Origin of the sequence: Sphaerisporangium flaviroseum (assembly GCF_039537005.1) — a bacterium.
GTDB classification, from domain to species: domain Bacteria; phylum Actinomycetota; class Actinomycetes; order Streptosporangiales; family Streptosporangiaceae; genus Sphaerisporangium; species Sphaerisporangium flaviroseum.
The window spans coordinates 147,769-166,973 of sequence record NZ_BAAAZR010000002.1 but is presented as its reverse complement, the minus strand read 5'-3'; the positions used below and the strand labels follow the sequence as shown (position 1 = coordinate 166,973).

The following is a 19,205-nucleotide window of genomic DNA, read 5'->3' as shown; positions in this document are numbered from 1 at the left end:
CGGAGAGTTGGTGATGCGAGAACAAATACAACAGCCCAGAGAAAAGAGACCAGGAAATGAAGAACCACAGCAAGTCCCCGTTCGGGTCGAGAATCGTCGCCGGTACCACCTGGGACTCATCGGCCGCCATGCGCGGAACGACCTGGGACTGAGGAAACAATCCCGATGCTCATCGAATTGAGAATACGCCGGGCCGCAGGAGAACCGTTGCCGAACTCGCCGGTCGACGGAATCCGAATACTGGCCCTCCTGCCAAAACAATGGCGCAAGGACCTCCGGAACGTCACCGGCGACATCGCCATCCGGGTCCACACCGACGAGGAGACGACCAACGCGCAGGTTCGAGCCGAAGTGACCGAGATCCTCACCAACCCCGAAGTCAGCGACTGGGAACTCGTCACCTGCAAGACCCTGGCCGGCCACCCGACGAAACAAGAAAGGACAGACCATGAACGCCCTCGCCCTGAAGACCGGTGAATGCCGCGTGTGGTGGGCCGACCCGCAGGAGCAGCCGATCGAGACCCTGATCAGCGTGCTGAACGACTCAGAGTTGAGGCGTGCCGCGACCTACCGTCGCGAGCCGGACAGACGCCGCAACCTCACCGCGTCCTGGCTGCTGCGCACCGCGGCCGCCGAACAGCTCGGCACCTCCCCCGAGAACGTGCCCCTCATCCGGCGTTGCGGACGCTGCGACAAGCCGCACGGCCGGCCGTACATCCTCACCGATGACGGGCTGCACGCCTCGATCTCCCACTCGGGGAACCGGGTCGCGGTGGCGCTGACGACCGCCGGACCGGTGGGCGTGGACGTGGAGGAGGTGCCATCGGCCCCGGTCAGCGAGCTGGTGCGGTGCGCGCTTTCACCCACCGAGCAGACGATCCTCAGGGCGCTCCCCGAGCGCGACCAGCAGGCCGGTTTCGCCCGGATGTGGGTGTGCAAGGAGGCGGTCCTGAAGGCGACCGGCCACGGGTTGCGGATCCCTCCGGACAAGGTCGAGGTGAGCCCGCCACGCGAGAAGCCCGCGCTGCTCAGCTGGCCGCTCGACATCGCCCCGGGGTCGGTGCAAATGAGCATCCTTTACCCGGGTGAAGGCTATGCCGGTGTCGTGGCGGTTCTCAGCGATGGCCGCCCGATCACGGTCTCCGAATCAGATGTCACGGACCTTCGTGCCATCTCACTCTACGCCGCGGCTCCCGTGGCCGCCTGACCACCATTGACGCGATCCAGCACAAGACTGTTCAATAATGATGGGAATTCACCTTCGGCACGGCCACCCCGGCCACCCGATAAACGCACCGGCAGGCCTGATTCCCATATTGTTCACCGCAGTCTAGCTGTAAAGGAGAGGAACCCGACCTACCGTGAAAAATCATTTCATCCTGATTCCCGGCCCATGGATGGGCGCCTGGGTCTGGGAGCCGGTGACCCGCGGGCTGCGGGCGCTCGGTCATAACGTCCGCCCGATCACCTTGTCGGGGCTGGCGAACCCCGACGCCGATGTCTCGACCGTCGGCCTGGCCACCCATGTCGACGATGTGCTGTCGATCCTGGAGAAGGAGGACCTGCGCGACGTCATCGTCGTGGGACACAGCTATTCCGGGATCGTCGCCGGCCAGGTCGCCGACCGCGCGCCCGATCGCGTGAGGCACACGGTGTTCGTCGAGGGGTTCCTCCCCCACGACGGCAAGTCGATGCTCCACGCCTTCCCCGAGCGCCAGCGGGCCGGTGAGCTGGAGCTCATCGCCGAGAACCGCGGCCGCTGGCCGATCCCCGATGTCACGATCGTCGCCGACGGGCAGGATCTGTCCACCCAGCAGGCGCAGTGGCTGGTGGAGCGCTTCGTCGGCCACCCCGGGCACACACTGTCCGAGCCGGCCGTCCTCACGCGACCACTGGCACAGCAGCGGGCGAGCTACATCGTCTGCGCCAAGGAGCACTTCGGCAACAGGATCTCCGAGGACGTCGCGGCCATGCGCAGCGAGCCGAACTGGACCTTCCACACCATCAACACCGGGCACTGGCCGATGGTCTCGGCCCCCGACCAGCTCGTCTCGCTGCTGACGTCGATCGCCGCATAGCGAGAAGCCGGCCACACCCCCCGTGGACGCGGATCGGACCCACCCCGCCAGGCGGCTCAGACCGTCCGCACGGGCCGCGAACCCAGACCCGGCGCACGCGCGCAGCGCACGCGGCGTCCCTCCCCCACCGCCCTTGACGGCATGCGCTCAGCCGAGCGCGGGGATCGGGTCGAGGAGACCGGCCCGGCCGTAGTCGAACCGCGACGAGAAGACGCCGGCGAATGCCTTCGCGATCTTGATCTCCCCGCTCATATTGGGGTGGACACCGTCGTAGGTGTCGAAACGCGGATCGTAGACGGCGTCCAGGTCGACCAGGACGGCCCTCGATCGAGCCGTCGACATCGCCACCAGACCGGCGGCCAGCTGCCGGTTGTAGGACGTGATGTCGCCCGCCAGGCGCGGATGCTCGGGCAGCGGCGTGCGGTGCACCACGTTGGCGATCAGAAGCTGGATGTCCGGGTTGGCCTCACGGGCCCGCCGGACGAAGGTCTCGATGTCCGCCATCATCCGGTCAGGGCGGGACAGTCCCCAGGCCAGATCGTTGAATCCCAGCGCCACCATGAGATGGTCGGCGTCGTAGGCCGCGACGGCGTCCGCGATGTTGTCCTTGGCCTCGTTGAGCAGGCGTCCCCAGCTCGCGTAGTGCCTGCTGTCGCCGAAGCGGATGCCGTCGCGGTACCGCCCCGAGTGGACGGGGTCCCCCGGTGGAGCGGGGTGCCCGGCCGGCTGGACCGCGGACGACACCCAGGTGCCGGTCCACGGCCCGACGAACCGCGCCGCCACGTCATGCAGCGCGAGGTTCCGCCAGAACCGGTAGCGCCAGGTGTAGTCGCCTTCCCGGCCCTGGCTGATCGAGTCGCCGACCACCATGATGTTCGGAATCATGCCCTGGATCGCGTGCCTCCAGCCTCGCAGTGCAAGCTTCGTGGGTCGCCAGGCCACCCCGGAACCGGCACAGGCCCGGGGCGGGCGGACGGGCCGTCACCCCGGTGCGAGGCCGCCGCTCAGTGTCGGACCGCGGGCTCGCGTTCGGATGCGCCGCGTGCGGCCGCCTCTCCCGGCGCGGACCTCCGTACCGGCCGCCGCAGCCACCCGGCGTACGGGAACGCCAGGATCGCGGCGCCCGCCAGGAGCAGCAGCGCGGTGAAGACCCACTCGCGGGAGCCGCCCGGCCCGTACACCTGGTTGGGCCGCCCGACGTCGACGGCCTCGGTGCGCATGTCCGGCCGCAGCGCGTCCCGGTCGCTGCCGTACAACGCGACCCGGGCCCGGTGGATCGTGCCATCGTGGGATCGGAACTCTCCGGTCCACGAGCAGCTCTCGTGCCCCGGATGCTGGACGCAGTCGACGGTCTTCGCGGTGAAGACGCCGTGCTGCCCGTCGGCCCGGGCCGCGCGCACGGCCGGGCCGACATTGGGTATCGCCAGGTACAGCAGGAAGGCTCCGAGGAGGGTCAGGACGGCGGTGAAGACCGGTGAGTTCCCGCGCCTCGTGGGCCTGCCGGTCGTGTCCTCACTCACCGCCCGTACGCGGGCACCGCGCAGCCGCACAGCATCGCGGCACGCTCGGGCTCGCTGGGCCGCAGGTGGCGGACCATCGCGATGACCATGGGGATGAACACGATCGCGTTGTAGAACAGGTGCAGTTCCATGCGCGGCAGGAAGATCTGCAGCACGCTGGTCGGGGCGGGGCGGCCGAGCAGGTTGGCGCCGACGAGCGCCTGGATGAGCAGCAGCAGGTGCTCCAGGTGGTGCCACACCTGGATGCCGAGCGACACGTTCCACCACGTCCGCGCGCTACCGGTGAAGCCCTTTCTCAGGACGATGAGGCCGGCCAGCATCAGCAGTGCGTAGCCGTAGTGCATCCACTCCGACTTCACCAGCCACGGGAAGGGCACGCCCAGCACGCCCCGCGCCTCGGCGAGCGGCCAGCCGAGAACCCATACCTGGATGGCCTGGGCGACGTGCTCCGCCCAGTGCGCCACGACGATGAACGCGAAAACGCCCAGCGCGGTCTTGTGATAACGGGTGTTGAGGGCCGATAACCGGCCGGGAACCGCCTGAACCGTCTCGCTCGCCATGCGCAGAACCTCGATCCCAGAGCTCGTGACCGTGTCCGCCGCGCACATCTCCGCGCGGGGGATGCTCTCCCCCTCCTGTATGGCGCGATGGGGGATCACTTGATGTTAATTGTCCTGGCCGCGTAGGTCATCTTCTTCTTTTGCCGTGCGCACTTTCACGGGTCGTCGCCGGTCAGAGCGCCCTCCCGGGCCGTCGCCGGAACCCGCCGCGGATCACAACGGAACGTTGCCGTGTTTGCGTTGCGGTGAGGGCTTGCGCTTGTTGCGCAGCATCGCCAGCCCTTGGGCCACGACGGCCCGGGTCTGCACCGGGTCGATGACGTCGTCGACCAGCCCTCGTTCGGCGGCGTAGTGGGGGTGCATGAGCTGCTCGGCGTACTCGGCGACCAGCTCGGAGCGTAGCGCGGCGGGATCGCCTGCCGCGGCCAGCTCCTTGCGGAAGATGACGTTCACCGCGCCCTCGGCGCCCATCACGGCGACCTCGTTCGTGGGCCACGCCAGCGACAGGTCGGTGCCGATGGTGCGGGAGTCCATCACGATGTACGCGCCGCCGTACGCCTTGCGCACGATGACGTGGACGCGCGGCACCGTGGCCTCGCAGTACGCGTACAGCAGCTTGGCGCCGTGCCGGATGATGCCCGCGTACTCCTGGTCGGCGCCGGGGAGGAATCCGGGCACGTCGATCAGCGTCACCAGCGGGATGCTGAAGGCATCGCAGAACCGCACGAATCGCGCCGCCTTCTGGGACGCGGCGACGTCCAGGACGCCGGCCAGCACCATGGGCTGGTTGCCCACCACGCCGACCACCTCGCCGTCGATGCGCGCCAGCACGCACACGACGTTCTGCGCCCAGTCCTCGTGCGTCTCCAGGAACTCGCCGTCGTCCACCAGCTCGGCGATGACCTGCCGCATGTCGTACGGGCGGTTCGGCTCGACCGGGACGATCTCGGCCAGCCGGGGGCGTACATCCGTGGTCGCGCCGCAGGAAGGCGCTCTGGGCGGGAACTCCAGGTTGTTGCCGGGGAGCATCGAGATGAGATACCGCACGTCCTGCAGGCAACCGTCCTCGTCGTCGTGCACGAACGTGGCAACGCCGGACCGCCGGCCGTGGACGTCGGCGCCGCCGAGCTCGGCGTGGCTGATGCGCTGCCCGCTCACCGCCTCGACCACGTCGGGCCCGGTCAGGTACATCTGCGCGGTGTCGCGGACCATGAAGGCGAAGTCGGCCAGCGCGACGGTGTAGGCGGCCCCGCCCGCGCATGGCCCCAGCACGACGCTGATCTGGGGGATCACACCCGACGCCTGCACGCTGCGCTGGAAGATGCCGCCGTAGCCGCTGAGCGCGACCACGCCCTCCTGGATACGGGCGCCGCCGCTGTCGAGCAGGCCGATGAGCGGGGAGCCGGTGGAGATGGCCAGATCCATCACCTTGTGGATCTTCGCCGCGTGCGCCGCGCCGAGGGATCCGCCGAAGATCGTGAAGTCCTGGGCATAGACGAACACCCGGCGGCCGTCGATGGTGCCCGACCCGGTGACCACGCCGTCGGTGTGCGGGCGGTTCTCCTCCATCCGCAGGCCGTGAGCCTGGTGGCGGCGGTACATGTCGAGTTCGATGAAGGATCCCTCGTCCAGCAGCGCGTCGATCCGCTCGCGCGCGGTGCGCTTGCCCAGCGCGTGCTGCCGCTCGACCCCTTGCGGGCGACCGGCGACGATCCCGTCGCGCAACCCGTCGTGCCGCTCACGGAGCGCGGCCATGGACCGGGCCGGCGGGGCCGGGGGCTCTTCCCGCCGATCGCCGTTCTGGTGGGTGTCCGGACCGCCGTCGACGCCGTCCCTGTTCCGTCTGGGCACCGCGACCGGGACGAAGTCGAGCTCCACGGTGCCCACCGGCGGCCCGGCCTGGGGGTATTCGAGGCTGGTCGCGGTCCGCTCACTCATGGCGGCGTCTCCCCTCATTGCGCTCCTACAGACGACAGGCTCGGCTCCGCCAGCCCCGCCTGCCGAGCGGTCACCTGGCCGCTCTCGTGGAGCCAGCGCACCGTGTCCCGGACGGTCTCGGCGACGGGCCGGGGGCCGATCCCGCCCGTGTCGGCGTTCTCGGCCACTCGTGTGGCGCAGGCGCAGGTGTAGATGGCCCCGTATTCGGCGGGGATGTGCCACGGCCACACCCGCTGGACCCTGTCGGCGAGCAGCCCGACCGGGATCATGGCACGGGCCGGGAGGAAGAGCGCCGGAAGCGTACGCCCGGTGACCTCGCGCAGCACCGCCACGTACTCCCGGGTGGACAGGTAACGGCCCGGACCGAAATGGCGGCCGGGCCCGTCGCCCGGTGAGGTGAGGAGCCTGGCGTGCAGCGCCGCGGTGTCGCGCACGTCGCCGACGGGGAACCCGCCGAGCGGCCACATGGGCGTGAGCCCGCGCAGCACGCTGCGGACGCGCGCGTTCTGGTCGCCCAGGTTCGGATCGTGCGGGCCGAGCAGGGCGGGCGGGTAGGTGATGACGACAGGCGCCCCCTCGTCCTGGTGCCGCCGGGCGATGACCTCGGCCGCGGCCTTGGTCGCCATGTACGTCTCGCGCGGCCGGCCGACGGGCGAGCCGGCGTCGACGACGCGGCCTCGCGCCGGGAACATGGCGACGACGCTGGAGACGTGGACGATCGGGCCGCCGACGGCCCGCCGCGCGGCGCCCAGCACAAGCTCGGTGCCGCGTTCGTTGGTCTCCCGCATACGGGCGTGGAACCTGCTGTCGAAGGAATACACCGACGCGGCGTGCAGCACCGCGTCGGCGCCGCGCACCGCGCGGGCCACGCTCTGCTCGTCCGTGACATCCCCGGCGACCACGTCGATGGCGGCGCGATCGAGGTCGAACGGCGCCAGCGCCTGGTCGATCTTGGCCGTGTCGCGGACGAGCATGCGAACCCGATGTCCCATCCGCACGATCGCCGCAATCGAATGGGCACCGACGAATCCGGTTCCGCCGGTCACACTCACCAGCATCAGACCATCTCCTCTGATCCACACCAGTCAAATGCCTGACGCTCTCGGCTGTCATCTCCGAGTGTGCTGCGTCCGTTATCCGATCACGAGAAAAGCCGTTGAACCGCCATTGTCGTATAAACCGAAACAACGCCTCGGCGGTCCATCGAATATCCGCGGCGGACCGTCAGATCCAGTTCTCTTCCTTGGCGCGCAGTGCGGCCTGGAAACGGTTGACGGCGCCGAGCCGGGCCATGAGGTCGGCGACATAACGGCGATACGTACGGACGGAGACGTCGATCTCGCGAGCCGCGATCTCGTCCTTGTCGGCCGTGGCCATGACCGCGAGCACCTTTCTCTCCAGGTCGGACAGGAGAGGGGCGTCCGAGCTGGGCTCGATGAACTCGCGGAAGTCGGTGGCGCCGTCCCACACGCCGTCGAAGTAGGTGACCAGCTGGGACACCAGGCCCGGCTCCTTGACCAGGAGCGCGCCGCGGGAGCTCTCCTTGGGATGGATCGGAACGACCGCGACGCTGCGGTCGAATATCAGCATCCGGTCCATGGGATCTTCGGTGATGTGAATCTGGCCGCCGAGGCTCACGACTTCACGCAGATATGCCGACATATTCGCGTCGTCAAGTGCCTTGGGGTGGTAAACGGCTTTCACCGCGAGCCCGCGGCGCAATGAACGGGTGTCCAGGGGAAGCGCCGTTTCGATGGCGCCGAGCGAAAGCGGCCCGCCCGGATGCAGGCACAGCGTTTCCTTGTAGGAGAAGAATCCGAGGTCGTCCAGCCGCTGGCGAACGCGGTCGAGGCCCTCCACGCGCTCGATGTCGAGCGCCGAGTTGGCCTTCTCGCCGTGCTGCTGGTCCTCCACGAAGGACGCGATGGCGTCGCGTGTCGACAGGACGCGGCGTATCTCCGTGTTCAGCTCGTTCAGGCGCTGCTCGATGAGGCGTTCGATCCCGACTCTGGGCTCGGTGGCCATCACGCGGTGGCGGTCGGTGAGGTCGAGCAGGGACAGCCGTTCGAGCGTGTCGATGGCGCCCTCGATGGTATCGGGGTCCAGGTCGAGGGCCTGGCGGATCGAGCCGATGCCATCGCCGCGGTGTCGAAGGAAGTACCGATAGATCTCTACTGCTTCAGCTGGAACACCGATGACGGAAATGTCCATGGCTCACCTCCTCGCCATGTACCTCACCCAAGGGAGGACCACGGGGGTCCTCAGCCCTTGCCCGGCTCCATGGATACGTCGAATTACAAACTATCAGAGAGCAGATGGTCCATACTCACTCATATAGTGCTCACTCGGGCCGCGGAGCGCCGCCGGCGAGTTGCGCGAGGATCCGGTTGAGGTGAGCGCGGTCCTCGTGGGTGAGCCTGGCCATCACACCGCTGTGCACCCGCGCGGTCAGCGGGTGGAGCACCTCGACCAGCAGCGTGCGGCCAGGGCCGGTCAGCTCGATGGAGTAGGCCCGCCGGTCGGCGCGGTCGCGGCTGCGCACGACCAGCCCCTGCTGTTCCAGGACATCGATGACGTGCACCATCGTCGACCGGTCGACGGCCAGCCGCCGGCCTATCTCCTGCTGTGACAGCGGCCCGTCCGCTTCGAGCACGACGAGCACTCCATAGTCCCTCCAGCGGAGGCCGGTGCCCTTGAGCGCCTCTTCCAGCTTCAGCGTGATCTCGCGCGCCGCGTCGGTGAGCAGCCAGCCGGTGGACTCGGCCAGCCGTCGCGCGGCCGTCGCGGGCTCGTGCCCGTTTCCGCCCATGGCTCCACCCCTCAGCGGATCGGGAAGACCCCAGTCTTCCATGTCCTACCAGGTCGCGTTGATCGCGAACTCGACGACGCCCGAGGGCCACCCCTTGCGGGCCCGCCATGTCGCGACGCGAGCGAACCCCGAGACGTCACACGATGCCGGCCAGGCCCTGACCTGGTCCCATGTGGTCCCCGCGTCAGGACCGCCCTGCAGCTCCGACATGGACTCCTCCTCGCCATGAGGGGCCCCACCCCTGCCGTGACCCCTTCGCACCCCACACGCATTAAGTAGCTTCGCAGATCGTCAGTTTCCCTGTCAATCAGTGAAGCTGATGATTTGAGATCGGCGGTTGCACCGCCTATGCCTCCGTGTGACACTCGTGCCGTATACCGGTGTGCTTGATGAGGGGCATGCCGTACGTTGCGGGACAGGTCACCACGGAAGGCACGTTGTGAGCGCTGATTCTGCGAGTACCGATGCCCCGCTCCCGGACTTCCTCGCCGGCTCCCCAAGTGTCCTGCTGAGCAAGGCGAACGATCTGTTCAACCAGATCCTGGAGTCGGCGGTGGAGCCCTTCGGGTTACGGTCGAAGGATTTCATCGTGCTCACGGCCATCGAGTCGATCGGCCCCCAGTCACAGCAGCAACTGGCGCGCTCCCACGGCATCGACCGGACCACCATGGTGAGCGTCGTCGACGGGCTGGAGCGGGCCGGCCTCGTCCAGCGCGCGCGCAACCCCGATGACCGGCGCAAATACGCGATCGCCCTCACGACGGAAGGGCAGGCGCTCCTGCGTCACAAGCTCGGCCCTGCCATGCTGAACGCTCTGGACACCTTCCTGGCCCCGTTCGCTCCCGAGGAGCGCGAGTTGTTCAGCAAGTTCCTCTGGCGTCTGGTGCACGACCGCGGCGCGGAACAGCCGGGCGGAGCGGGCACCGCCTAGGGCACGGGGCAGGGAAGCGTCGTGCCAGGCGGCACCGTGCGGTAACACGCGGCGCCGGGGCAGACCACCTTCACCGGATCGCCGAACACTCCCAGCTCGACCAGGATCGGCTCGTGCCCGAACCGGCGGCAGGCGATGTCGGCCCAGCCGGGAACGCCGTCCCGCAGCTCAGGCGAATCGACCATCGACGCATCGCCGTCCAGGGCGGACCACTCCAGGTAGGCCAGGTAGTCGACCTCGCGATGCCACACCGTGAGGCGGCGCAGGGAGTCCGCGGTCGACAGCGTGTTCCACGGCTGTGCCCGCGCCGCCATCGCCCGCAGGAACGCCTCGCCGACCGCCGCCTTCACCGAACGCGCGGCGGCGGTCGCTATCGTCGTGCCCTCCTCGCTGACCCCGACGATGGCGATCTGGAAGTCGGGGCCGGGCAGGACGAACGCGGAGACGCGCAGCCCCAGGGCCTCGACCGCGGAGGCCGCGCTCGGGGGGATCAGCCTGTCCAGGTGCCGCGAGACCCGCAGCAGCGGCATCCGGGGGTTCGCCCACCAGCGCGCGACCATGTCGTGGGCGAGGAGGTCGGCGATCGCTCCTGAGACGCCGTCGGAGGTGCCGGAGATCACGCCGACCGCGGTCGGCTCGACCCGGCAGTCCCGGTCCCCCATCCACACGACCTCGGCCGGCAGGAGATAGCGCTCCCCGCTGAGCAGGCCGATCCCGGCGACGCGCGCGCGGGCGTCCGCGGGGGCCTCGGGCATGAAGTCGGCCAGGGACAGAACCCTGCCGTCATGGCCTGTGTGGCTCTCGAGGACGCCGTCGGGAAGACGGTACAGAGCGTCGAGCGCCGCGGCCCGTGTCCTCGCCCTGTCTCCCGCCGCCTCCGGCGAGAAACCCGCCGCGACGGTGACGACCGCCGAGTCCGGCCGCTGCGCGTACGCGAGGTAGACCTCCCCGCCGAGACTCTCGGCGATCTCCTCCAGAGGTGACGGCGACGGCGGCGCCGAAGTCGCCGACTGTGATGTGTCAGATGTGGGCGCCATCAAGTCACTCCTCGCGACGGATCCCGGAGTCCCCGCAGGGCCGGGGTGAAGCCCTCCGGCTCTCGGGCGCGTGCCGCGGACCGGAAGGGTCGTGCCGTTGGCGGGGCCACGAGCCGGGCCTCCCCGGCCGCCGGCGTCCCGGCCAGTGTCGCGGGTCGTACTAGATGCTCGACACCACATCAATACAACACAGGGCACAAAGCACGCGTCAACGTTCGGCGCCCCATGCAGCAATGTGGAAGAAGCAGGCGTGTTCCGTCATTCGATTGTTCGCGGATTCTTCGGGATCGACCGGCCGGCCGTGGTTCTCACCCCTTTTGTTCGGCCTGTGCCCCCTATTCGCGATACCGCGGCCGGGGGCGGAAACAAGGGGTCGTGATGGGGAGGAATGGGTCGGCCGTGCCGATGCCGGCGGCCCGGCGCGCACGTGCCTCCCGGTCCATCCGGGGCGTTCGGGTGCGGTCGCCGGGTCGATGGATGTCGCGGTTCCGCGCCCGCGAAAGGGACGGGCCGGGCGGCCTCACGTGGCCGCCCGGCCCGATCACTCTGCCGAGGTTCGGCTCCGGCCCGAGATCAGGCGGCGCCGCGAGGGCTGTTCTGGTAGGCGGCGAGCCTCCACTCCCCCTCGTACCGGGTGACCACCCACGTCGCGCGGATGGCGCGCTCGTCGGAGACCTCGGTCTCCCCGGGGGCCAGCACGCCGCCCAGGGTGATGACCAGGGCGGCGTCGGCGCCGAGGAACCGCAGGTCGAGCGGCTTCCCGGTCACCTGGGTGCCCTTGTAGGGACCCTCGAAGGCTCCCGCCATGAACGCCTCGATCTCATCGGCGCCCTTGCGATAGAACCCGGGAAGGATCATGGTCCCGTCCGGGGTGAAGACGTCGGCGAACGCCTTCGCGTCGTGGCGCGCCCACGCGGCGACGATGCGTCCGGGCACGGCGGCCACAGCGGCCTTGTCCGCGTCCGACACACCGGCGTCGATGGTCGCTGAGGAATTCGATGTGGCCATGGGTCAACCCTTCTCCATGAGAGGCGGTGCCGCGGTGGATCACCAGGCCGGGCACCGCCCCGGTGGTCAGATGTAGAGCGTGTTGGGCTCGAGGCCGCACAGGACCCGGCCGTACAACTCGGCGTTGGTGTTCGGGTGCATCAGGGCGTGCAGGTTGACGGCCTGGATGTCACGGGCGATCCGCTGGATCGGCACGTGGCTGTAGATGGAGCCTCCGCCGCTGGCCGTGTTGAGGACGTCCACGGCCTCCTTCGCGAGCTTGCACACCGCACCCATGTCGGCACGCGCCCTCGCGCGCTCCTCCAGCGTCCAGGACGCGCCCTCGGCACCCTTGCCGTCCACCAGCGCCGCCAGGCGGTGGGCGTGGAACTCGGCCTCGTCGATCTTCATGGCGGCGTCGGCCACCTGCAGGTGGGTCAGCGGCGCCTCGGCCTGGCTGGAGTAACCGGTGTAGGTGATCTTGCGCTCGGGAAGGCGCTCGAGGAAGGTCTCCATCGCGCCCTTGGCCAGGCCGATCGTGGTACCGACCGAGGACGCCGAGGCGACCGGCAGCAGCGGTGCCCGGTAGATCGGCCGGTCGGCGTTGGCCGGCGAGGTGGACTGGCCCTGCAGCACCACGGGCAGCGGAAGCCAGCGCTCGGCCGGGACGAACACGTCCTGCGCGATCGTGCTGACGCTGCCGGTGCCCTTGAGGCCGGAGGTGTGCCAGTCGTCGACGATCTGCAGCTCGGAGATCGGGACCACCGCGATGATCGGCATGGGCTCGCCCTCACCGCCGACCAGGATCGCCACGACGACCTGCCAGTGGCTGTGCAGCGCGCCGCTGATGAAGCCCCACTTGCCGTTGACGACGATGCCGCCGTCGACGGGGGCGGCCATCGCGGTCGGGCTCAGCGTCCCGCAGATGCGCACGTCCGGGGTGGAGAACACCTCGTCCTGGACCTGGTCGGGGAACATGCAGGTCATCCAGGTCGGGATCCAGTACACCGACGCCACCCAGGACGTGGAGCCGTCGGCCCTGCCGAGCTCCGATGCCACGTCGACCAGCGTGCGGGTGTCGCACTCGTAACCGCCGTAGCGGACGGGAACCCGCAGCTTGAAGATCCCGGCGTCGGCCAGAGCCTCGATGGACTCCTCGTGAATCCGCCGGTTCTCCTCCGCCCAGGCCGCGTGCTTGCGCAGAACGGGCACCAGTTCGGACGCGCGGCGAGCGAACTCCTCCCGCGTCGGAACATCGGTCGTCAGCACCATATCCTCCTAAAGAATCCGACGAGAATGCGCGGAGCCGGCAAGATACGCCGGATGGCCGGAATCCAGTCGTGGCCGAATGGCCGTCCGCCGATGCTCACCATCCGACGGTCGCATTTCCCGCTCCGCAGACGCATCTTCTGAATTGCGGGTCTCGTGGTAGAGGGCGTCCACACCGCAATGTGAAAGATGCCCGCCGGGAACTCCTGATGTGACGATTAGAGTCCGCAACAGGCTTGCGGGGTGCCCGCCCATCACCGCCGGCGAGCGGGAGGTATCCGGCTCCCGCCGTTCCCTCACCTTCCCGCCGGCGCGCGCGTGCGATCTCGGACTTTTCTTCGGGCGCGTCCCATGGACGGCTCGACGGCTACCGATTCATCAAGGAGTTGAGGTGCTAGAAGAGGGAAGCAGTCCGATGGCAGGCGAACAGGCCCCCGCCGCCGCCGGCCCGACCGAGGCACGGCGGAAGACACGCCCGCTGACCGGCGACGAATACATCGAGAGCCTGCGCGACGACCGGGAGATCTACCTCTACGGCGAGCGGGTGAAGGACGTCACCTCGCATCCGGCGTTCCACAACCCCATCCGCATGACGGCACGGCTGTACGACGCGCTGCACGACCCCGACAAGCGGGACGTGCTCACCAAGCCGACCGACACCGGCAGCGACGGCTACACCCACAGGTTCTTCACCACGCCGCACAGCGTCGAGGACCTCGTGGGAGACCAGCAGGCCATCGCCGCCTGGTCGCGTATGAGCTACGGCTGGATGGGGCGCAGCCCCGACTACAAGGCCTCGTTCCTCGGCACGCTGGGCGCGAACGCCGACTTCTACGAGCCCTTCTCCGACAACGCCCGGCGCTGGTACCGGGAGTCCCAGGAGAAGGTCCTGTTCTGGAACCACGCCATCGTGCACCCGCCGGTCGACCGCAACCGCCCGCCGGACGAGGTCGCGGACGTCTTCGTCCACGTGGAGAAGGAGACCGACGCCGGCCTCATCGTCAGCGGGGCCAAGGTCGTGGCGACCGGCTCGGCGCTGACCCACTACAACTTCATCGCCCACTACGGCCTGCCCATCAAGGACAAGCGGTTCGCGCTGGTGGCCACGATCCCCATGGACGCCAAGGGGATGAAGCTGATCTGCCGGCCGTCCTACACCACCACCGCCACGGTGATGGGCAGCCCGTTCGACTACCCGCTCTCCTCGCGGATGGACGAGAACGACACCATCCTGGTGCTCGACAAGGTGCTCATCCCCTGGGAGAACGTCTTCGTCTACGGTCACCTGGGCAAGGCCCTGCTGTTCACCGGCCGCTCGGGCTTCTTCGAGCGCTTCACCTTCCACGGCTGCACCCGCATGGCGGTCAAGCTCGAGTTCATCGCCGGCCTGCTCATCAAGGCGACGGAGATGACCGGGTCCAAGGACTTCCGCGGCGTGCAGACCCGCATCGGTGAGGTGCTGGCCTGGCGCAACCTGTTCTGGGCGTTCTCCGACGCGGCCGCGCGAAACCCGGTGGAGTGGAAGGACGGCGCGCTGCTGCCCAACCCCGCGTACGGGCTGGCCTACCGGTGGTTCATGCAGATCGGCTACCCGCGCGTCAAGGAGATCATCCAGCAGGACATCGCCAGCGGGCTGATCTACATCAACTCGAGCGCGGAGGACTTCAAGAACCCCGACATCCGGCCCTACCTGGACAAGTACGTCCGGGGTTCGGACGGCAGCGACGCGGTCGAGCGGATCAAGGTCATGAAGCTGCTCTGGGACGCCGTGGGCACCGAGTTCGGCGGGCGCCACGAGCTCTACGAGCGCAACTACGCCGGCAACCACGAGAACACCCGCGTGGAGCTGCTGTCGTCGCAGATCGGCAACGGCCAGGTCGACGGCTACAAGGCCTTCGTCGACGAGTGCCTCGCGGAGTACGACCTGGACGGCTGGACCGTCCCCGACCTCTCCTCGTTCGACCACCTGCGGCGTACCGGGAACGGCGCCTTCGGCGAGTGAGCGGGCCGGAGCCACCCGACGTCGCGTCGGGTGGCTCCGCCCTTTCCGCCGCAAGCACGGCGCGGCCGTACCCCTTCCCGGCGCACCGGCCCTTCTCGAAGCGGCCCTTTGTACGAAGCCCTCCTCATCACGGCCCCTCTCACCAAGGCCCTCATCACGGTCCCTCTCACCAAGGCCCTCATCGCGGGACCTTCACGCGGGCCCCTTCTCATCGCGGCCGTACCGCGCCCACGCGATCGCGGCGGGACGGCGCCCACGTCATCGTGGCGGGACGGCGCCCACGTCATCGTGGCGGGACGGCAACGAGCCCCTGGTCCTGACGGTCGCGGGAGATCCGCGACTCGTCTACCAGGGGCTTCGGTATCCGGCGATCGAGGGGCGTGGCGCCGGGCCTAGGACGAGGCCCCCGCCTTTCCCACGACGGTCCGCACGAAGGCCTCAAGGGTCGGGTCGTCCTCGAACAGGTCGGCCACCTCGATGTCGACGCCGATCTCCTCCTCGACGCGCGAGGCGATCCGGGTGGCCGCGATGGACTCCCCCTGCAGCTCGAAGAACGTCGCGTCCTCCTCGCCCGGGACCACCGCGAGCACGTCTTTCCAGATTTTCTCGACCTTTTCCTGGATCGCCGAGACGCTGAGGTCCCCAGGGTGGACGGTGCTCATTCGATCTCCTCCTGTGTGATGCGAATCTTGCCGATCGTTCTCTTGTGACGGGCCCGCACGTCATGCGGGCCGAACTCATGCCTGCACCGGCGCGGGGTCCGTCCGGACGGACGGGCCCCGCGGCCGTCAGCTCTGCCGCAACGGGGCGTCCGGAGCGGTGATACCCTCGCGCAGCACCCGGGCGAACTCCGACGCCAAGGTGCTGAACGTGCTCTCCTCGAACAGGTTGCGGTTGTATCCCAGGGTCCCGAGGATCTCCCCGGAGGAGTCGATCTCCAGCTGCCACAGCGCGCCGTCGGGGACGTCCCCTCCCTCCGACTGCGACAGCCGCCTTGGGATCTCGGTGTACTCCAGGTCGCCGGCCAGCTCGCGACCGGTCGGGAACGGAGACCGGAAGACCTGGAACGCGCAGACGGCCCTGTCGTCCTCGGCCAGGGGGCTCATGAGCGCGGGAGCCTCCCCCATGACCTGGGCGAAGGGGATGTCGTGGGAGTAGGCCTCCATGCAGGTGGCCCGGGTCCGCTCGACCACCTCGCGGAAGGTCGCGCAGCCGGTGAGGTCCGTCCTGAGCGGCATGAAGTTGAAGAACGATCCCACTGTGTTGTGGAACCGCGCCTGGCCTCGGCCGGAGGTGAACGTGGGCACGACGATGTCGGTGCTGCCGAGGCTGTCGCGCAGGAGCACGTTGTACGCGGAAAGAAGGATCATGAACGGGGAGCTGCGCGTCTCCCTGGCGATCTTGAGGATCGCCGAGGTCGACTCCTGGTCGATCGCGAAACGGTGCCACCCCGTGGTCTTCGGCAGCCCTTCGGACCGCCGGTGGTCGGTGACGCTCGCGGAGACCCGCGCGTTCTGCAGCTTCTCCCGCCAGTACTCACGCGAGGCGTCCCCGCCGGCGCCGGTGAGGTTCTGCAGCTGCCAGCGCGCGAACTCCTGGTACTGGTGGACTTCGGGAAGCTCCGGCACCTGGAAGCCCCGCCGGGTGGCGTAGAAGGAGGCCAGGTCGCGCATGAGCAGCCGCATCGACCACTCGTCGACGGCGGTGTGGTGGGCGATGAGCACCAGGACCGCGTCCTGGTCGTCGAACCGGCCGAGCACCGCGCGCAGCAGGGGAAGCTCCTGAACGCCGTAGGCGCCGGCCTCTGCCTCGTTGAGCAGTTCCCCCGCGCGGCGGTCGCGCTCACCCGGGGGCGTCTGCGACAGATCGCGGACCGACAACTGGGGAGGGCTCGGGGGAAGGATCGTCTGGCGTCTTCCCTCGTCGTCGGCGACGATCAGCGTGCGCAGCGCCTCGTGCCGGGCCACCACGTCGTTCAGCGCCTCCTGCAGCGTGCCGAGGTCGATCGTCCCCTTGAGGCGCCAGCCGTAGAAGATGTTGTACCGGGAGCCGAACGGCCCCTCGCCGTCACCCCTGTCGAACATGACCAGGAATTCCTGGTTGAAGGACAGCGGAATGCGCTCCACCACGTGACTCGGTGGATTCGATGTCTCAGAAATGCTCATTGACGCCCCAAACCCCCTTCAAGGTCTGCGTGCGCATCGGACCGCCGGCTCGGTACGGATGTGCGGGTCGCTCGCCGTCCCTTGAAATGGAATTCACCATTCCAGGGACGTTCGTTGAACGGAATCAACTGACCGCGCGGCCCGGACGAAATAGCGCACGGCGGTCTCGTTCATTTTATTGTTCACGGCCGGATCGCGGTTCTTCCGCATTGCCGAATTTCGCCGCCGGCGGGGCGCCGTACCGCCGGCGACGAGAAGGGCGAGCGGGGCCCGGCCCGCTCGCCCCTGGAAAGGTCTAGCGCAGTTCGACGTCGGTGCTCGTGGCGGCCGCGAGGAACTCGCCTCGCGACAGCGCGGCGGCCACCAGCTCGATGTCGTCGGACATGAAGCGGTCGCGGTCCAGCGTGGGCACCAGCGAGCGGACCAGGTCGTAGGTGGCCTTGCCCGTACGGCTGAGCCCGTCGTACCTGCCGGACAGGTCGACCGCCTGCGCCGCGGAGAGGTACTCGACGGCGAGGATCTTGTTGTTGTTGCCCAGTACCCTGCGGGCGTTGCGGGCGGCGATCAGGCCCATGCTCACCACGTCCTGGTTGTCGCCGTTGGAGGGGACACTCTGGGTGCTGGCCGGGCCGATGGTCCGGTTCTCGGCGACCAGCGCGGTCGCCGGGTACTGCGCGCCCGCGAACCCGCTGTTGAGCCCGGGGTCGCCCGCGACGAGGAACTCGGGGAGTCCGTCGCTGAGATGCCGGTTCAGCAACCGGTTGGTCCGGCGCTCGGAGAACACGCCGAGCTGGGTGAGGGCGATGGTGACATAGTCCATCGCGAAGGCGATCGGCTGGCCGTGGAAGTTCGCTCCGTGGAAGATCTCCTTGTCCTCGAAGAAGAGCGGGTTGTCGTTGGCCGAGTTGAGCTCGATGCTGAGCTTGTCGGTCGCGTGGTACAGGGTGTCCCGGACGGCGCCGACGACCTGCGGGATGGCGCGCAGTGTGTACGCCTTCTGCAGGTAGACCTCGGTGCGCGAGACGCCGTCGCCGTTCTTCTGCTGCTGTGCCTGCTCCCGCAGCTCGGCGTGGTCCACGGTGACACCGCTGCCGAGCATCAGCGCCCGCATGTTGGCCGCGGTGTCGATCTGCCCCCGGTGCGGGCGGGCGATGTCATGCCCCTCCGCCAGGAACGGGCTGGTCGAACCCCTCAGGGTCTCCACGACCAGCGCCGTGACGATCTCGGCCTGGCGCACCTGGTCGAGGGCCCGGCCGACCACCAGGGACCCTAGCCCGGTCATGCCGGAGGTGCCGTTGATGAGCGCGAGCCCCTCCTTGAAGCGGAGCTTCAGCGGCTCGATGCCGAGCTCCCGAAGGACGGTGCCGGTCTCGGTCCGCTTGCCGTCGCGCAGGACGTAGCCCTCGCCGATGACGGTGACCGCGATGTGCGCCAGGGTCGCGAGGTCGCCGCTCGCACCGAGCGAGCCGATCTCCGGGATGGCCGGGGTGATGCCCATGTTGAGGTACAGCGCCAGGCGCTCGAGCAGTTCCGGCCGTACGGCCGAGTGGCCCTTGGCCAGGGCGTTCAGCCGGGCGGCGAGGATGGCCCTCGCCTCGTCCTCGGCGAACAGCGGGCCGACGCCGGCACTGTGGCTGCGGACCAGGTTGGTCTGCAGCTCCACCTCCTTGGAGGTGTCGACCAGCATGTAGATCATCTCACCGTATCCGGTGGTGACACCGTAGACGGGGATCCCCTGCCGTACGGTGTGCTCGAAGATCTGCCGGCTGGTGGCGGCCCGGGCCAGGGCCGCCGGGGCCACGCTGCACGGTGCGCCGTCCTCGGCCACCCGGCGGATGCCTGCGATGTCCAGGCTCTCGCCGTCGAAATCGACCGTCACTGTGGTGTCCACCAGAGTCACGCCATCTCA

Annotated in this window: 19 protein-coding genes; 5 read left to right on the top strand and 14 right to left on the bottom strand. The window is 68.8% G+C overall.

The window, feature by feature from the left end; genetic code table 11:
• Window positions 1–165 precede the first annotated feature (165 nt).
• From ABD810_RS07030 to ABD810_RS07020, 3 genes are all read left to right on the top strand, one after another.
• Window positions 166–477, top strand: coding sequence for a hypothetical protein (locus ABD810_RS07030; protein WP_344935803.1), 312 nt, complete (start codon window positions 166–168; stop codon window positions 475–477).
• Window positions 449–1,207 carry a 4'-phosphopantetheinyl transferase family protein gene (locus tag ABD810_RS07025; protein WP_344935800.1) on the top strand — a complete coding sequence of 253 codons (759 nt, stop codon included), beginning with the start codon at window positions 449–451 and terminating at the stop codon, window positions 1,205–1,207. The genes ABD810_RS07030 and ABD810_RS07025 overlap by 29 nt, the downstream gene beginning before the upstream one ends.
• A gap of 154 nt (window positions 1,208–1,361) precedes the next feature.
• On the top strand, window positions 1,362–2,078 hold the full coding sequence (locus ABD810_RS07020; protein ID WP_344935797.1) for an alpha/beta fold hydrolase: 717 nt from the start codon (window positions 1,362–1,364) through the stop codon (window positions 2,076–2,078).
• Window positions 2,079–2,225: 147 nt separating this feature from the next.
• Here ABD810_RS07020 and ABD810_RS07015 read toward each other — a convergent pair whose 3' ends face one another.
• The 8 genes from ABD810_RS07015 to ABD810_RS06980 form a co-directional block, all read right to left on the bottom strand.
• On the bottom strand, window positions 2,226–2,963 hold the full coding sequence (locus tag ABD810_RS07015) for a GDSL-type esterase/lipase family protein (protein ID WP_344935794.1): 738 nt from the start codon (window positions 2,961–2,963) through the stop codon (window positions 2,226–2,228).
• Window positions 2,964–3,082: 119 nt separating this feature from the next.
• Window positions 3,083–3,598: a hypothetical protein gene (locus ABD810_RS07010; RefSeq protein WP_344935792.1), complete on the bottom strand. Its 516-nt coding sequence runs from the start codon at window positions 3,596–3,598 to the stop codon at window positions 3,083–3,085.
• Window positions 3,595–4,158, bottom strand: a complete 564-nt coding sequence (locus ABD810_RS07005) for a hypothetical protein (RefSeq protein WP_344935790.1) — start codon at window positions 4,156–4,158, stop codon at window positions 3,595–3,597. The genes ABD810_RS07010 and ABD810_RS07005 overlap by 4 nt, the downstream gene beginning before the upstream one ends.
• Window positions 4,159–4,371: 213 nt before the next feature.
• Window positions 4,372–6,096 (bottom strand): acyl-CoA carboxylase subunit beta, encoded by a 1,725-nt coding sequence (locus ABD810_RS07000; RefSeq protein ID WP_344935786.1) that lies wholly within the window; start codon window positions 6,094–6,096, stop codon window positions 4,372–4,374.
• Between the two features lie 14 nt (window positions 6,097–6,110).
• Window positions 6,111–7,154, bottom strand: a complete 1,044-nt coding sequence (locus ABD810_RS06995) for an NAD-dependent epimerase/dehydratase family protein (RefSeq protein ID WP_344935784.1) — start codon at window positions 7,152–7,154, stop codon at window positions 6,111–6,113.
• Between the two features lie 166 nt (window positions 7,155–7,320).
• Entirely contained in the window at window positions 7,321–8,307 is a 987-nt protein-coding gene (locus ABD810_RS06990; RefSeq protein ID WP_344935782.1) for a hypothetical protein, read from the bottom strand.
• A gap of 130 nt (window positions 8,308–8,437) precedes the next feature.
• A complete protein-coding gene (locus ABD810_RS06985; RefSeq protein WP_344935780.1) occupies window positions 8,438–8,905 on the bottom strand; it encodes a MarR family winged helix-turn-helix transcriptional regulator in 468 nt (155 codons plus the stop codon).
• Between the two features lie 45 nt (window positions 8,906–8,950).
• Window positions 8,951–9,115: a hypothetical protein gene (locus ABD810_RS06980; protein WP_344935778.1), complete on the bottom strand. Its 165-nt coding sequence runs from the start codon at window positions 9,113–9,115 to the stop codon at window positions 8,951–8,953.
• Window positions 9,116–9,344: 229 nt separating this feature from the next.
• On the opposite strand from ABD810_RS06980, the gene ABD810_RS06975 reads away from it, so the two are divergent.
• Entirely contained in the window at window positions 9,345–9,836 is a 492-nt protein-coding gene (locus ABD810_RS06975) for a MarR family winged helix-turn-helix transcriptional regulator (RefSeq protein WP_344935774.1), read from the top strand.
• Here ABD810_RS06975 and ABD810_RS06970 read toward each other — a convergent pair.
• From ABD810_RS06970 to ABD810_RS06960, 3 genes are all read right to left on the bottom strand, one after another.
• A complete protein-coding gene (locus tag ABD810_RS06970; RefSeq protein ID WP_344935771.1) occupies window positions 9,833–10,873 on the bottom strand; it encodes a hypothetical protein in 1,041 nt (346 codons plus the stop codon). The genes ABD810_RS06975 and ABD810_RS06970 overlap by 4 nt on opposite strands.
• A 573-nt stretch (window positions 10,874–11,446) precedes the next feature.
• Complete coding sequence (locus tag ABD810_RS06965; protein ID WP_344935768.1) at window positions 11,447–11,881, bottom strand: SgcJ/EcaC family oxidoreductase; 435 nt, start codon at window positions 11,879–11,881, stop codon at window positions 11,447–11,449.
• A 66-nt stretch (window positions 11,882–11,947) separates the two neighbouring features.
• Complete coding sequence (locus tag ABD810_RS06960; RefSeq protein WP_344935764.1) at window positions 11,948–13,132, bottom strand: acyl-CoA dehydrogenase family protein; 1,185 nt, start codon at window positions 13,130–13,132, stop codon at window positions 11,948–11,950.
• 412 nt (window positions 13,133–13,544) lie between these two features.
• Here ABD810_RS06960 and ABD810_RS06955 point away from each other — a divergent pair, with 412 nt between their 5' ends.
• Window positions 13,545–15,131, top strand: a complete 1,587-nt coding sequence (locus tag ABD810_RS06955) for a 4-hydroxyphenylacetate 3-hydroxylase family protein (protein ID WP_344935760.1) — start codon at window positions 13,545–13,547, stop codon at window positions 15,129–15,131.
• Window positions 15,132–15,523: 392 nt separating this feature from the next.
• Here ABD810_RS06955 and ABD810_RS06950 read toward each other — a convergent pair whose 3' ends face one another.
• The 3 genes from ABD810_RS06950 to cmdF all read right to left on the bottom strand — a co-directional run bounded on the left by ABD810_RS06950 (window position 15,524) and on the right by cmdF (window position 19,196).
• Window positions 15,524–15,793, bottom strand: a complete 270-nt coding sequence (locus ABD810_RS06950) for a phosphopantetheine-binding protein (protein WP_344935758.1) — start codon at window positions 15,791–15,793, stop codon at window positions 15,524–15,526.
• Window positions 15,794–15,919: 126 nt separating this feature from the next.
• On the bottom strand, window positions 15,920–17,257 hold the full coding sequence (locus tag ABD810_RS06945; RefSeq protein ID WP_344935756.1) for a condensation domain-containing protein: 1,338 nt from the start codon (window positions 17,255–17,257) through the stop codon (window positions 15,920–15,922).
• 334 nt (window positions 17,258–17,591) lie between these two features.
• Complete coding sequence (gene cmdF / locus ABD810_RS06940; protein WP_344935751.1) at window positions 17,592–19,196, bottom strand: tyrosine 2,3-aminomutase; 1,605 nt, start codon at window positions 19,194–19,196, stop codon at window positions 17,592–17,594.
• Window positions 19,197–19,205 lie beyond the last annotated feature (9 nt).